This is a genomic window from Ferdinandcohnia sp. QZ13 (assembly GCF_031324165.1).
In the GTDB taxonomy this organism is placed as follows: Bacteria; Bacillota; Bacilli; order Bacillales; family Bacillaceae_L; genus Ferdinandcohnia.
Genome location: NZ_JAVIVW010000015.1, coordinates 1,009,268 through 1,022,455 on the forward strand (window position 1 = coordinate 1,009,268; position 13,188 = coordinate 1,022,455).

15 protein-coding genes are annotated in these 13,188 nt (G+C 36.1%); 1 reads left to right on the forward strand and 14 read right to left on the reverse strand.

From position 1 onward, the window contains the following. Positions 1-65: 65 nt before the first annotated feature. Positions 66-836, forward strand: coding sequence for a DeoR/GlpR family DNA-binding transcription regulator (locus tag RGU12_RS18775; RefSeq protein WP_309537389.1), 771 nt, complete (start codon positions 66-68; stop codon positions 834-836). 38 nt (positions 837-874) lie between these two features. On the opposite strand, the gene RGU12_RS18780 is transcribed toward RGU12_RS18775, so the two are convergent. From RGU12_RS18780 to spoVAC, 14 genes are all read right to left on the reverse strand, one after another. Then, positions 875-1,648, reverse strand: a complete 774-nt coding sequence (locus tag RGU12_RS18780) for a triose-phosphate isomerase (RefSeq protein WP_309537390.1) — start codon at positions 1,646-1,648, stop codon at positions 875-877. Next, positions 1,641-2,303, reverse strand: a complete 663-nt coding sequence (gene dhaL, locus RGU12_RS18785) for a dihydroxyacetone kinase subunit DhaL (RefSeq protein ID WP_309537391.1) — start codon at positions 2,301-2,303, stop codon at positions 1,641-1,643. Before dhaL ends, RGU12_RS18780 begins: the two co-directional genes overlap by 8 nt. Then, complete coding sequence (locus RGU12_RS18790; protein ID WP_309537392.1) at positions 2,303-3,319, reverse strand: dihydroxyacetone kinase subunit DhaK; 1,017 nt, start codon at positions 3,317-3,319, stop codon at positions 2,303-2,305. The genes dhaL and RGU12_RS18790 overlap by 1 nt, the downstream gene beginning before the upstream one ends. A 281-nt stretch (positions 3,320-3,600) precedes the next feature. Continuing rightward, positions 3,601-4,113 carry a type 1 glutamine amidotransferase domain-containing protein gene (locus tag RGU12_RS18795; protein ID WP_309537393.1) on the reverse strand — a complete coding sequence of 171 codons (513 nt, stop codon included), beginning with the start codon at positions 4,111-4,113 and terminating at the stop codon, positions 3,601-3,603. 108 nt (positions 4,114-4,221) lie between these two features. Next, positions 4,222-4,776 (reverse strand): 6-phospho-3-hexuloisomerase, encoded by a 555-nt coding sequence (gene hxlB, locus RGU12_RS18800; RefSeq protein ID WP_309537394.1) that lies wholly within the window; start codon positions 4,774-4,776, stop codon positions 4,222-4,224. Positions 4,777-4,792: 16 nt separating this feature from the next. Continuing rightward, positions 4,793-5,677, reverse strand: a complete 885-nt coding sequence (locus tag RGU12_RS18805) for a sugar phosphate isomerase/epimerase family protein (RefSeq protein WP_309537395.1) — start codon at positions 5,675-5,677, stop codon at positions 4,793-4,795. A 12-nt stretch (positions 5,678-5,689) separates the two neighbouring features. Beyond that, positions 5,690-6,688 carry an ABC transporter permease gene (locus RGU12_RS18810; RefSeq protein WP_309537396.1) on the reverse strand — a complete coding sequence of 333 codons (999 nt, stop codon included), beginning with the start codon at positions 6,686-6,688 and terminating at the stop codon, positions 5,690-5,692. A 22-nt stretch (positions 6,689-6,710) separates the two neighbouring features. After that, positions 6,711-8,198, reverse strand: a complete 1,488-nt coding sequence (locus RGU12_RS18815; RefSeq protein ID WP_309537397.1) for a sugar ABC transporter ATP-binding protein — start codon at positions 8,196-8,198, stop codon at positions 6,711-6,713. Between the two features lie 71 nt (positions 8,199-8,269). Further along, positions 8,270-9,256, reverse strand: a complete 987-nt coding sequence (locus RGU12_RS18820; RefSeq protein ID WP_309537398.1) for a substrate-binding domain-containing protein — start codon at positions 9,254-9,256, stop codon at positions 8,270-8,272. Between the two features lie 980 nt (positions 9,257-10,236). After that, positions 10,237-11,097 carry a DUF421 domain-containing protein gene (locus RGU12_RS18825; protein ID WP_309537399.1) on the reverse strand — a complete coding sequence of 287 codons (861 nt, stop codon included), beginning with the start codon at positions 11,095-11,097 and terminating at the stop codon, positions 10,237-10,239. A 23-nt stretch (positions 11,098-11,120) separates the two neighbouring features. Continuing rightward, positions 11,121-11,327: a DUF1657 domain-containing protein gene (locus RGU12_RS18830; RefSeq protein ID WP_309537400.1), complete on the reverse strand. Its 207-nt coding sequence runs from the start codon at positions 11,325-11,327 to the stop codon at positions 11,121-11,123. Positions 11,328-11,340: 13 nt separating this feature from the next. After that, a complete protein-coding gene (gene spoVAE / locus RGU12_RS18835; RefSeq protein WP_309537401.1) occupies positions 11,341-11,691 on the reverse strand; it encodes a stage V sporulation protein AE in 351 nt (116 codons plus the stop codon). Continuing rightward, a complete protein-coding gene (gene spoVAD, locus RGU12_RS18840) occupies positions 11,688-12,707 on the reverse strand; it encodes a stage V sporulation protein AD (RefSeq protein WP_309537402.1) in 1,020 nt (339 codons plus the stop codon). The genes spoVAE and spoVAD overlap by 4 nt, the downstream gene beginning before the upstream one ends. Then, entirely contained in the window at positions 12,707-13,186 is a 480-nt protein-coding gene (gene spoVAC / locus RGU12_RS18845) for a stage V sporulation protein AC (protein ID WP_309537403.1), read from the reverse strand. The genes spoVAD and spoVAC overlap by 1 nt, the downstream gene beginning before the upstream one ends. Positions 13,187-13,188: the final 2 nt, after the last annotated feature.

Consider the following 13,188-nt stretch of genomic DNA (forward strand, 5'->3'; position numbering starts at 1 on the left):
GAGAACCTTAATTTTTTAATTTTAATTATTTTTTATTTTTATTTTCAATCAAATGAGGGGTAATCATGAATAAATTATTTGCTACTGAAAGAAGACAATTAATATTAAGTATACTCGAGGAAAAAAAACGAGTGACCGTTAAGGATTTAGCAAAGGATGTAAACGTTTCCGAAGCTACATTACGAACTGATCTAAATGTGTTAGAGGAAGAAGGCTTATTAACCAGAACCCATGGAGGCGCTGTTTTAAATGAAGATTTAACTTCCGCGAAAGTAAGCTTTTCTGAACGCGAAAAGAAAAATCCTGATTCCAAAAATATCATTGCACAAAAAGCAATCAATCTGATTAATCAAAAGGATTGCATCTTGTTAGACGCTAGTACGACTGCCCTTGCATTAGCTAGATTAATAAGGGAATCTACTTTAAATATCACAGTTGTGACAAATGGAATTTCCGCAGCAATCGAATTGAAGGAAAACCCAGGTGTAAATGTGATATTAGTTGGCGGTATGGCCCGTATGGGCTCAATGGCTCTAGAGGGTTTACTTGGTACGAATGTTTTGAATAAAATTAATATCGATACAATGTTTACATCGGCCAGAGGCTTTACGATAGAGGAAGGTCTAACGGATTTTAATGTGTATGAAGTAGAGTTAAAGAGGGTAATGGCAGACAAGGCGGATAAAATTGTTGCATTATTAGACCACTCAAAAATTGGTACGAGCTCGATTGCAACATTTGCAACCTGCGACCAGCTTGATACAATCATCTCGGATCAAGAACTAGACGCTGAATTTGAAAAAGAACTAACAAAACGTAATATACGTGTTTTATAATAAGTAAAGAGGATACTCGCTGGAGTATCCTCTTTACTTTAGTCATATAAATGTTTTTCAAGTTCAAGTAAAAGAATTGTAAATGTCTCCATATTCCATGCGGTTCTGCCTACGAATAGTCCGTTAACATCCTTGTGGTCGATATAGGACAGGAAATTCTCTAGATTGACACTTCCTCCATATAATAATGGAACTTCATGTCCATTTTTCGGAAACATATCAACTAATGTTTCACGCAAAAACGTATGTATTTTTCCAACATACTCTGAATCTGCTGGAATTCCATTTTCACCAATCGCCCAAACTGGCTCATAAGCGATAAGAACATGTTTAACCTGATCTTCTGTCAAACCTTTTAAACAAACCTTTAGCTGAGCAGCAAGAATCTCTTGAGAAATCTCATTATTCTTTTGTTCAATGTTTTCACCAATACAAACTAAAGGCTTCATTTCATACTCTAACGCCGCTAACACTTTTTTATTAATATCCGTATCATTTTCATTATAATATTGTCTTCGCTCGGAGTGACCGAGTTCAACTAAGTCGAGACCAATCTCAGCCAACATTTTAGGAGAGATTTCACCTGTATATGCTCCAGTGTCTTCCCAGTGCATGTTTTGGGCACCAAGCTTAATTCTTGAGTCTTCTGTTTCCTTTTTAAGATCAACCAATGCGGTATAAGAAGGAATAATAAACAATTCAATATTAGGAGTTAGTTCATTCGCTAGTTGCTTAAGTTCGTTTATGTAGGAAATTCCTTCAGCAATGGTTTTTGTCATTTTCCAATTGGTGCCGATCCAAACCTTATTCATTCTCCTGACCTTCAACCCATTCCTTCATTGTTTTGAAAATGATTGATACGGTTGTAGCACCTGCATCCTGATGACCAATTGCTCGTTCACCTAAAGATTTTGCTCGACCAAACTTAGCAATATAATCCTTTGTAGCTTCAACTCCTTCTATTGCAGCTGTTTCTGCTTTACGAAGGCCATCTACTAAACTTTCATTTGCTGCGGCACTAGCTTTCAATGCTTCAACAGCAGGCTGGAATGCATCTATCATTGTTTTATCCCCAAGTTCAGCCTTACCGCGTTGTTTAATTGCATCTAGTGCCTTTTGATAAATCTCAGACAAAGATGCTAAATCAAGTGTATCCTTAGGTTCTACCCCTTTAATTCCGCCAACAAACATTGTTCCGAAAATAACGCCTGATGCTCCACCCATTGAGGAAATCATTGACATCCCGATCGTTTTAAACACATCATTAACCGTTGTAAATTCAGTTGCTTTTAAACTTTCTTCAGCTTTTGTAAAACCTACGGACATGCCGATTCCGTGGTCACCATCACCGATAGCACTATCAATCTTTGTTAATAACGGTTTGCTTTCTACTACCTTTTCACCAACATATAAAAACATTTCCTTTACTTGGTTCGGATTTAGAGTATTTAGTGTTTGCGTCGCCATTATCTCACTCCTCCTTTGACTTTTTCAGCTTTGTTGTAATATGGTGAATGTGCAGGAGCATTATATAACTCTTTTAATTCATCATCTAATTTTAGGAATGTAATAGAAAATCCACCCATTTCTTGGGTTGTACAATAGCTATTTACATCCATATCATAAATCGTTATACCTTTTTCCTTTAAAACTTGAGCAACTCTACGATTCACAATTAATAATTCTAATAGTGTTGTAGATCCTAAACCATTTACATAAACAGCCACTTCGTCTCCCGCTTGAATCTTACTTTCTACAAAAAGCGTTTCAAGTAGTTCGTCTGTTAACTGATCGGCAGGCATTAGTTTTGTACGTTTCATTCCCGGTTCGCCATGAAGACCCATTCCTAGCTCAATTTCATCATCACCTAAGACAAATGGTGGCTCATTTTCACCTGGAATAGAACCTGGAGATGTTGCTACACCAATGGAGAATGTCTGATCGGCAGCCTTTTGAGTGACACGAGTTACTTCCTCTAATGACCACCCTTTTTCAGAAGCTGCACCCGCGATTTTAATGACAAATACGTCACCAGCAATACCTCTACGGTCAGATTTCCGCTCTACAGGAGCTGATGCAACATCATCGGCTACTAACACAGTTCTTGTTTGAATATCTTCAAAATCTAACAACTCCGCTGCCATATCGAAATTAAGTACGTCTCCCGCATAGTTTCCATATACGAATAAGACACCCTTACCTTGATCAACTGCTTTTGCGACGTCTTGAACGGTATTTGGTGTTGGTGCCGCAAATACATTTCCAATTGCTACACCATCAGCTAAGCCTTCTCCGACAAAGCCAAGGAATAATGGTTCATGCCCGCTTCCCCCACCTGTAACAATCGCAACCTTTTCCTTTATATTCTTACGAATGATTCCGTTTACATTTTCTACTTTAGTTAAAGAGTCTTTATATGCATACATATAACCTTCAATTGCTTCTTGTACAACATGCCCCGGATTATTGATTATTTTCTTCACTTTTGTCCCCCCAGATTTAAAATATATGAAATTATAAAACTATTTTATTTGTTTTTATTTACTTTCATTTATTATTTTAATCTTTTATTTAAGCAGTGTCAATCAACTAATTTAAATTATGAACCCTCCTTTTCCAATAAAAAAATCACCATCATTATGAGGGTATAATGGTAGTAATAATTCTACCCAATATACCATTTTTGAGGTGATTTTATATTTTTGATAGAAAACAAAAATGTTTTTGATTTAATAGGTTGTGTGATTCAACTAAATTTTGTTTTTTATGAATTTAGTTTAGCTAATATTTCCCTTATAAAAGCAGGTTCATCCTTTGGAGTTCTTGATGTAATTATATTATTGCTTACTACAACTTCTTTATCTATAAACGTTGCCCCTCCATTTATTACATCATCGCGAATCCCTCGATAACTAGTAACTACATGACCTTTTAAAATATCTGCACTTATCATGACTTGTGGCCCATGGCAGATACCAGCTATTACTGCGGAATTGTTATGCATTTCCTTTACAAACTTAACTACCTCATCATTTACACGCAAATCTTCTGGCGCACTCCCACCAGGTATAACAACTGCATCATATTCATTAGCATCAGCATCTCCAACTGTTAATTCTGAGATATAGGCAACGGTTCCTTTCTTTCCTTTATATTGAATTCCTTTTTCTAGACCAATCACTACAGCCTCATGGCCAGCTTTAGTGATTTCTTCATAGGGATTCTTCATTTCTGAATCCTCAAAATCGTTTGCAACTAAAAATGCGACTTTTGCCATCTTTTATTTTCCTCCTACTTAGGGAGCGTAATCAAAATATCCCTATTTAAAAAAACAGCTAATTTTGGATTAAAACATCCTTTTATAGCTCATTCATTTCTTGTTATATTATTCAAGGTTTCTGTGATTTTTTTCCATCTCTTCATTTGATATTCCAATTCTATCTTTTATATCTATAATTATCATGTCAAGAAGGATAAACAAGGTCTGCTCAAAGAGATTTCCCATAGGCTGAATGGATGGCACAACATCAGCTGATCCTAAGTATACAGAAGCTGGAACAAACAAAACACCATCAGCCAGCTTGGGAGTTTTTCCATACGGATCTCCAGTTATAATTGCAACTTTCGCACCTTTAGCTTTTGCTTGTCCTACTACATAATGTATATGTCCTATATCCCCACATCCACTTGTTGCAATAAGTAGGTCACCTTTTCCTATCGAAGGTGTTGTTTCATCCCATAGCCAATGAGAGGCTATACCAAGATGCATCAAACGCATAGTGAAAGCTTTAGTTGATAGCCCTTCTCTTCCAACACCAATTAAAACTACTTTTTTTGCATTCAGTATTAAATCTATAAAACCCTCTACCTCGGTTGAGTTTATTCGATCAAAAACTTTCTCAATCTCCCCTAAAATTACTTTAGCTTTTTTTGCATACATTAATATCATCCTCAGATTAGGTTATTGATTTTAATAATTTGACAGTTTCCTTTAGATTATTGTAGACATCTTCATCTAATGCTTCGAATGGAGGTACAATTTCCAAGTACTGAATAATATCATTTGCACCACATTCATCGGTTACCTTTTTTATTAACTCCAGTGTAATGATCCCCTCACTTGTAAAATCCCAATGACGGTCGAGTAATCCATCCGTTTGTTGTAAATGAATAGAATCTACATAAGGATAACATTCCTTTAACCAAAGAGACATATCTGCCTCATCCCTAAGTAGTGGTTTATATAATGCATGCCCCCAATCTATCAAAAGCCGAACTGGCACATCAGTAGTACCTTCTAAATCTTTCATAAGTTGTAATGAAGCAGCTGGGCTATGGGGAAACTCGGTAATTAATGGAGTAGCTTCTATCACAATTTTTTTTACTCCTTTTTGTTTTGCATATACGGAAAGTTCCCTAACATGGTCTAAAGCAATTTGGTAAAGTTCTTCACGTTTTTTTTCGTTATTCGCATCCTCGTGTGACATGCCTCCAATTGGTGTTCCGATTGTGTCGGCACCCATTTGGGTTGTAAGATCAATAGCACGTTTAAAAAATTCAACTGCTATTTGACGTTGTTCCTTAGTTGGAGCCAAAAGGTGGGCGTATGTATAAGAAGCAAGTCCTCCAAATGTTCCAGTTAGAATTAGTCCCTCATTTTTAAAAGCATTACTCCATTGTTTTGCCAAGAAGTCTCTTTTATCCTCTGGCCACCATGGATCGATAATATCCCATGTAAATTGAATATATTTTATATCCAAATCATTTTTAATCATTTTTGCAAGTATTTCCGGCTGTAACCATCTCTTTGTGGCAAATGATAGATTTAGTCCAAGCTTCATAGAAATACCTCCCTAACCACTAACTTTTTTCTTACGTTCTTTCCTTGACTGAATCATTGTACTTATAGAATGGAAAGAGATTGCTAATACAACAATGATGCCACTAACTGCAGATTGCCAATATGGCGATACTCCAAATAGTACAATCATATTTGAGATTACAGTAATTATGGCAGCACCAAGAAGTGCACCAAAAAGATTACCTACACCACCTGTAAGTGCTATACCGCCAATTACAGATGCAGCAATTGAATTTAATGCCCATGTTTCACCAATACTAGGTTGGGCTGTTCCTAGTCTTGCTAGCATTAACATACCTGCTAATGCCGATAAAAATCCAACTAATACAAATACAAGGGTACGAATTGTTTTAACTTTGATTCCCAAAATTTTTGCAGCTTCTGGACTATTACCAATAGCGTACATATATCGGCCAAATTGGGTTAACCTTGTAAGGAATAGAACTAATCCTAGTACCAACAACATTATTATGAATGGCATTGGAATACCTGCTACAGAACCTTGGCCCAAAAAATGAATTTCTCCAGGTATATTTGTTATAGCTTTCCCTTTGGTAAGTACTAAGTTGATTCCGCCATAAACGCCTGTCATACCAATTGTTACTACTATTGAATTTAGATTTAACCCGGTAACGATTGCACCGTTAAGTGCACCAAGCACTGAACCCAAAATAAGACAAAGTATAATGGCTAAATAAGGATTTACAGAACCAGTAACCATTAACATTCCACCAATTACTCCACAAAGAGAAGCAATTTTACCTACAGAAAGATCTATTTCTCCTATAATCAATAAACATCCTTGGGCTAATGCAATAATACCAATAAAGGCAAGATCACGAACCAAAGATTGCAAGTTATATGAATCTAGAAAGTATGGAGAAAAAACAGATGCAATTACGATTAACAAGATTAGAACGAGACCAATGTTTGTCATGTTACTTTTTCTAATACTTTGTATTGAACTCTTTAGTCTGGACGATTGTTCCATTTGAAAGTGCACTCCTTTTCTGCTAACTATGTGTAACGCCCATTATCGAATTAATAATAGCGGAATTTTCTGTACTATTCGTCTCGAATTCTCCTACTTTTTTACCGTCATAGATAGTTATTATTCTATTTGAGCATTTTTTAATTTCATCCAATTCAGAAGAAATTAGAATAATTCCTATTCCTTCCTCAGCTAACTCTTTAATAATCTTATAAATTTCTTCTTTTGCTCCGACATCTATACCTTTAGTTGGTTCATCGAATATCAGAACCTTAGGTTTACAATACATAGAACGTCCAATTATTATTTTCTGTTGGTTTCCCCCACTGAGAAACTTAATTTCCGTATTCACTGTAGCTGTTTTGACCTTATAGGATTCAATAACTTCATTTGTTACTTTTTGTTCTTTTTTATCTGAGATAAATAAAAAAGTCTTTAATTTATTTAATAAAGGCATTGTTATGTTTTTCTTCACACTAAGAGATGGTAGGATTCCATGTTGTTTTCTTTCTTCAGGGATATAAATTAATCCATTATTTACAGAATAGTGGGTGTCACCTAATTTCCATTTGTCCCCTTCTAAAGTTACAGAACCACTCCAAGCTTGAAGATAACCAAAAATCGCTTGCATAATTTCAGTTCGCCCGGCACCGACTAATCCTGAAAAACCAAGAATTTCCCCTTTACATAGTTTAAAACTAATATCCGTGAATCTTTCACCGGATAAGTTATTTACTTCAAGTAGTAATTCTTCAGTGACATTTTCAGATTGGTATTTAATGTTTTTGTCTAATTCTTTACCCGTCATTTGTTTAACAACCCATGGGATATCTACACTTTTCAATTCAGAGTACGCTACTTTTTTCCCATTTCTAAGTACTGTTATTTCATCGCCAAGGTCAAAAATTTCTTCAAGTTTATGTGATATAAAGACAATAGCTTTATTCTCAGATTTTAATTGTCGAATAACCTCAAACAAACGCTCTGTGTCATTGGACGTTAGACTTGTAGTCGGTTCATCTAGTAGAATAATTTCTGAGTACGCGTTAACGGTACCATGAGCAATCTGCAACAATTGTTGTTCGGAAACCGATATATCTTTTACTAAATCCTCTGGATTTGCTGAGATCTGAAATTTCTCCAAATACGGTTTTGCCTTTTTGAAAAGTTCTTTTTTATTCACTAGAAGGCCGCCAAATCCAGTTTTTGAAAATGGCATAAAAAGGTTTTCTGCAACAGTCATATGTTGAAATAAGTCTAATTCTTGCGGAACATATGCTACCTTTTCAAATAGTTTTTTATTTGCCGTTGCATCTCGATTATCAATAATCACTTTTCCTTCATCTGGGGTATATACACCCGTTAGAATTTTCACTAGGGTACTTTTACCAGCTCCATTTTCCCCAATTATGCAGTGTATTTTACCAGGTTCAAAGGAAATATCTACATCTTCAAGTGCAATTACTCCAGGGAATCTTTTAGTAATATTTTTTGCTTCTAGTACTCTCACAGATACTCCCCCTCATTAATTAAAAGTAGGGAGCGATGTCTTAAAAGACACCCCCCACATATAAATTTACTTTATTCTTTTTCTAAGTCTGCTAGAAAGTCATCAACATTTTCAGGTGTAACAACATCAATTCCTGTATCTATCGTCTTAGGTATATCAACCCCAATTGCAGCTTGCCATAACATTAGGATTGACATTGAACCTTGCATTCTTGGAATTGTAGCCGATGAAGCAGAAAGCACTCCACCCTTTACTTCCTCAAGAATCGGCTTTAAGCTATCCATACCAACCGCAATGACTTCCCCTTCTCTCCCGGCCTCTTTAATAGCTGCAGGGATTCCAATTGGACCAGAAGCATCACTCATTAAGTATCCTGCAAGGTCAGGATTGGCAGCTAGAATAGCAGTTGCTTGTTGTTGAGCCGTTTGAATATCGTCATTACTAATTCCGCCATCAATAACTGTGATTCCTGGATATTGTTTTAAAACTTCAACCTGGGCTTCATATCGTTGTTGATGATTCGGAGCTGTTGGAAACCCTTGCATTACAGCAACTTTACCTTTATAGTTCAGAAGCTCTGCAAGTTTTTCCGCGGCAATAACTCCTTGTTCATAGAAATCATTTCCTACACTTGTAAGGTCTGACCCTTCTGGAGATGGCGAATCAAAAACAATTACTGGAATACCTTGTTTCCTAATTTCCTCAATTACTTGTTTGTTTCCTTCAGCGTCTAATGGGTCAACTGCGATCCCATCAGGGCGAGTAGCTGCTGCTTGTTCAAGAATTGTATTTTGTTCAGTAACATCTGCTGTTTGAGGTGCAATATATTCAATCTTTACTTTAACTCCAAGCTGCCCTTCAAGAACCTTTGCTTGTTCTTGCGCACCTTTGTTAACCTCATCAAACCAAGGATGTACAACTTTAGGAACAACTACGAATTTTAAGTCTTTCTTTTCAACTTCTGGACTTGTTCCCGCTTTTTGATCTTTTTGACAACCAGCTAGAATACCAACAAAAGCTACCAAAACTATAACTAATAATCCCAACTTCTTCTTCATTTTGTTCCCCCCGTTTTTGTAATTGAAAACAATAATTTTCTTAATTTTCTATATTCAAGGTGCGCATTTTAGCTTCACCTAAATATAAGTAAGAATCAAATTTCATTATGAGTTCGCTAAGTATTTTAAAGAATTGAAATCATGCTTATCGAAGTCTAATTATCTTTTGGAACCATGGAATACTACAAAAATTCCAACCCATACCCCTTATTAAACTAGTAATTTATCAAAATTGAAAACAACTGCAAACGTTTTCAATTTGTTTTTTCTTAATTTTATCATTTATTTTCGAGTTGTCAATAAATAATGATAAAAAATAATAAATAACAATTATAAATATAGATTATCAAAAGACTACTATTTTCAAATGAAAGTAAACCAAAACTGATTTTGATTATTTTAGTTAGAATTCACCTAAATTTAAAAAACAGAAGGTTTGAGGTTATTAAACATATTTTGTTTTTTCTACGAAGTAAAAGAACTCCGTAACAAGAAATAGGGTTATAAAATTTTTATAATAGGGTATATTAACAAAATGATAAGTATTGCTTGTACAATACATTCCACATTTTCCTTTTATGAGTATTGTTTTAAATAAAAATACGCCAACCTTAAAATTAAAGGATTGGCGATTTTTCATTTAATTCCAAAATGCCTAATAAAATATACTTCGCTTTTGTTTGCTACTAGTTATTGGAAAGTTATTTATTTTTGAAACAATTTAACGACCCTCTCAGTATCCTCTTGTTGTAAATCCTATTTACCTTGACATTATATAAACTCATTAACTTTAATATTTCTTGAATAAGTTGAATCAATGTTCCTTTTGACCCATATGATAAAGATTTTAATTCTCTTTCCCAATGCCAGTGATGGGTCTACTATAAGTACAACTGTACACTCAGATACGAATTCAAATAGTAATAAAAAAGGGGTTGCTCACCCACATGATGTTTTTCCGTAACATTTCCCACCGCCCCTTAGTTGTTCAAAAACGGAGTCACTTTATTTAATGCGTCCTGGAGTTTTTTACTATTTTTCTGATACATTTCTTTTGCGGATTGGTTATTTGTTTGTAGGGCAAACAATTCTAAATCCGCCTGGCATTTTTTTATCGTAGCAAGTAGTAGTGGTTTTTCCTGTGGCGCTGGGACCTTGATCTTATCATCAAATAAATCGACAGTCAGTTGTCCATAAGAATCAACCTGCCCTAAGAACACATTTTCAATACTGACGCCCATTTTATCAAGTTCCGTATCTAGCCAATTCTGACTGTAGCCAGATGAAGATAAAGGTTCATGCATGATTTCTCCATCCATAATGACTGTTTGCGGTTCTTTTATCGGAGCTACAGCAAGATTTAGGACTTTTGCGGTTATTGGCTGATTTTCCTTTTTTAATAAGACACTTAAGTTTCCATCTGTTTCTAATACGGCAAACTCTACATCTGCTACCTGGAAGACATTCTTATTTCGTAGTTTTGCTAGTAATTCATCGATTGTATATTTTTCCTTTTTTAAATTATCTTCCATTACCTTTCCATCTTTAATTAATACTGTTCCTTTTCCTTCCGCAAAGTCTCTTACTATTTTACTTTTTATAGAAATTATATCCACAATAAAAGGGACAGCAAACCAGACACTCATGCCTATTAATCCATGAAAAATGTTTCTGTCCAGTCCTGTAGAGACTTCTGCAGCAATACTGCCAATTGTAATTCCATTTATATATTCAAAAAAAGATAATTGAGAAATTTGCTTCTTTCCTAACCATTTTGTAAAAAAAAACAAGACGGTTAGTAACACTATTGATCGTATGGCAATACCTAACCAATCTGGCATAATCGTAACTCCTTAACAATGATTTAAAAACCTTTATATTGATCTTCCTCCCGCTCTATTTCACCTACACGCTTTTTTAGATCATTCTTTATTTCATCCATGATCATCATGGTTTCGTGAAAAGTTCGCTTTGCCTCTGTGTCTTGCGTGCGTAATGCTAAGCTAGATAGACTTGCTTCAATATTTTTTATACTAGAAAGACATTGTTTCACTTGAGAGCCAACTGTCATCCTTCATTCTCCTTTATCCTTTTGGTTTAAATAGTAATGCACCAATCATCCCGAAAATGATGGCGGCTGATATACCTGCACTCGTAACTTCAAACATTCCAGTTACCACTCCAACCAGTCCATGTTTTTCCGCTTCGTACATTGCACCGTGAAAAAGGGAGTTACCGAAACTAGTAATCGGAACAGTTGCCCCAGCACCTGCAAAGTCAATGAACGGTTCGTATAAACCAAATGCATCCAAAAGTGCTCCAAGTACGACAAACGTACATAATGTATGGGCAGGTGTGAGTTTAAAAACATCAAACATGATTTGACCAATCACACAAATGAGGCCCCCTATGACAAATGCCCAAAAGAAAATCATGACTGCTCTTCACCTCCATTTTCAATTGATACCGCATGAGCAATACAGGGAATCGTTTCTTTTTGCTGAAAACTAAGCGGTGAAAGTAAGGCACCTGTTGCAACGACTAGGACCCGATTCAGTTCCCCTTTTTTCATACGGTTTAAAATATGTCCGTAAACAACTGTTGCTGAACAACCGGCACCACTTGCCCCTGAAAGTACAGGTTGCCCTTCCCGATAAATGATGAGTCCACAATCCTGATAATTTTCTTCCTTAATTGGTGTGCCATGCTTTTTAAATAGATCAAGAGATACCTCTCGACCGATATGTCCTAGATCCCCCGTCACGATCAGATCATAATAAGATGGATCGACATTTCTTTCTTTTAAATGGGCCTCGATTGTATCAACGGCGGCTGGTGCCATCGCTCCTCCCATATTAAATGGGTCAGTTAGCCCCATGTCCACAATTTTACCGATAGTTGCTGATGTTACTCGTGGTCCTGATCCTGTAGAACTGACTAATGCCACACCTGCACCTGTAACAGTCCATTGTGCGGTTGGGGGTTTTTGGCCACCATATTCAGTTGGATAACGAAATTGTTTTTCAACAGCTGCATTATGACTTGACGCTCCAGTTAATATGTATTTTGCACCGCTATAATTTACTAAAAATGCAGATAATGCTAATCCTTCCATTGAGGTTGAGCAAGCCCCGAACAATCCTAAGTAAGGACTTCCAAGTGTTCGAGTAGCAAAACTTGTCGGAGTGATTTGATTGATGAGATCGCCCCCAAGGAAAAACTGAATCCGCTCCTTTTGTAGATTTGCTTTTTCAATTGCCTTTTGACAGGCTTCCTCTAGCATAACCTGATGAGCTTTTTCAAATGAATCTTGATTAAGCCATATTTCGCCATGTATTAAGTCAAAATCTTGCGGAATTTTCCCCTTTCCTTCAAATGGTCCAACGACTGTTCCCGTTGAAATAATGACAGGCTTTTGATCAAATATCCATGTCCGATGACCGGTCAGCATTACAGTCCCCCCCACGTAATAAGAATTGTCTTAATGGTTGCGAATATGAAGGCTGAAAAAACACCAAATAAGATGACAGAACCTGCCAACTTAAACATATTCCCACCAACACCCAGTACAAACCCCTCTGTCCGATGTTCAATCGCTGCTGAGATTACCGCATTTCCAAATCCAGTCACCGGAACGGCGGAACCAGCCCCACCAAACTGGGCAATTCTGTCATAAACTCCAAATCCCGTGAAGAGCATGGAAATAAAAATGAGTGTAGCAACCGTTGGGTTTCCGGCTGTTTGTTCTGTAAAATCAAAAAAATATATGTAAAATGTCTGTATCGCTTGTCCAATTAGACATATGATGCCACCCGTTAAAAATGCATTGATACAATTCTTAAATAAGGGGCGTTTCGTCTCTCTTTGTTTTTGAAATGCTTGGTATTCCTGTTGAACTGGGGTTAATTTTTTCTTCTTTTTATTTGCCATAA

Excerpts from the sequence above, each read along its gene's own strand:
- RGU12_RS18775 (WP_309537389.1), top strand. The coding sequence starts at position 66 with ATGAATAAATTATTTGCTACTGAAAGAAGACAATTAATATTAAGTATA.
- RGU12_RS18830 (WP_309537400.1), bottom strand. The coding sequence starts at position 11,327 with ATGACAGTTGGCTCTCAAGTGAAACAATGTCTTTCTAGTATAAAAAAT.
- RGU12_RS18795 (WP_309537393.1), bottom strand. The coding sequence starts at position 4,113 with ATGGCAAAAGTCGCATTTTTAGTTGCAAACGATTTTGAGGATTCAGAA.
- RGU12_RS18810 (WP_309537396.1), bottom strand. The coding sequence starts at position 6,688 with ATGGAACAATCGTCCAGACTAAAGAGTTCAATACAAAGTATTAGAAAA.
- RGU12_RS18780 (WP_309537390.1), bottom strand. The coding sequence starts at position 1,648 with ATGAATAAGGTTTGGATCGGCACCAATTGGAAAATGACAAAAACCATT.
- spoVAE (WP_309537401.1), bottom strand. The coding sequence starts at position 11,691 with ATGATTTTCTTTTGGGCATTTGTCATAGGGGGCCTCATTTGTGTGATT.
- spoVAD (WP_309537402.1), bottom strand. The coding sequence starts at position 12,707 with ATGCTGACCGGTCATCGGACATGGATATTTGATCAAAAGCCTGTCATT.
- RGU12_RS18825 (WP_309537399.1), bottom strand. The coding sequence starts at position 11,097 with ATGCCAGATTGGTTAGGTATTGCCATACGATCAATAGTGTTACTAACC.
- dhaL (WP_309537391.1), bottom strand. The coding sequence starts at position 2,303 with ATGGCGACGCAAACACTAAATACTCTAAATCCGAACCAAGTAAAGGAA.
- spoVAC (WP_309537403.1), bottom strand. The coding sequence starts at position 13,186 with ATGGCAAATAAAAAGAAGAAAAAATTAACCCCAGTTCAACAGGAATAC.
- RGU12_RS18805 (WP_309537395.1), bottom strand. The coding sequence starts at position 5,677 with ATGAAGCTTGGACTAAATCTATCATTTGCCACAAAGAGATGGTTACAG.
- RGU12_RS18820 (WP_309537398.1), bottom strand. The coding sequence starts at position 9,256 with ATGAAGAAGAAGTTGGGATTATTAGTTATAGTTTTGGTAGCTTTTGTT.
- hxlB (WP_309537394.1), bottom strand. The coding sequence starts at position 4,776 with ATGTATGCAAAAAAAGCTAAAGTAATTTTAGGGGAGATTGAGAAAGTT.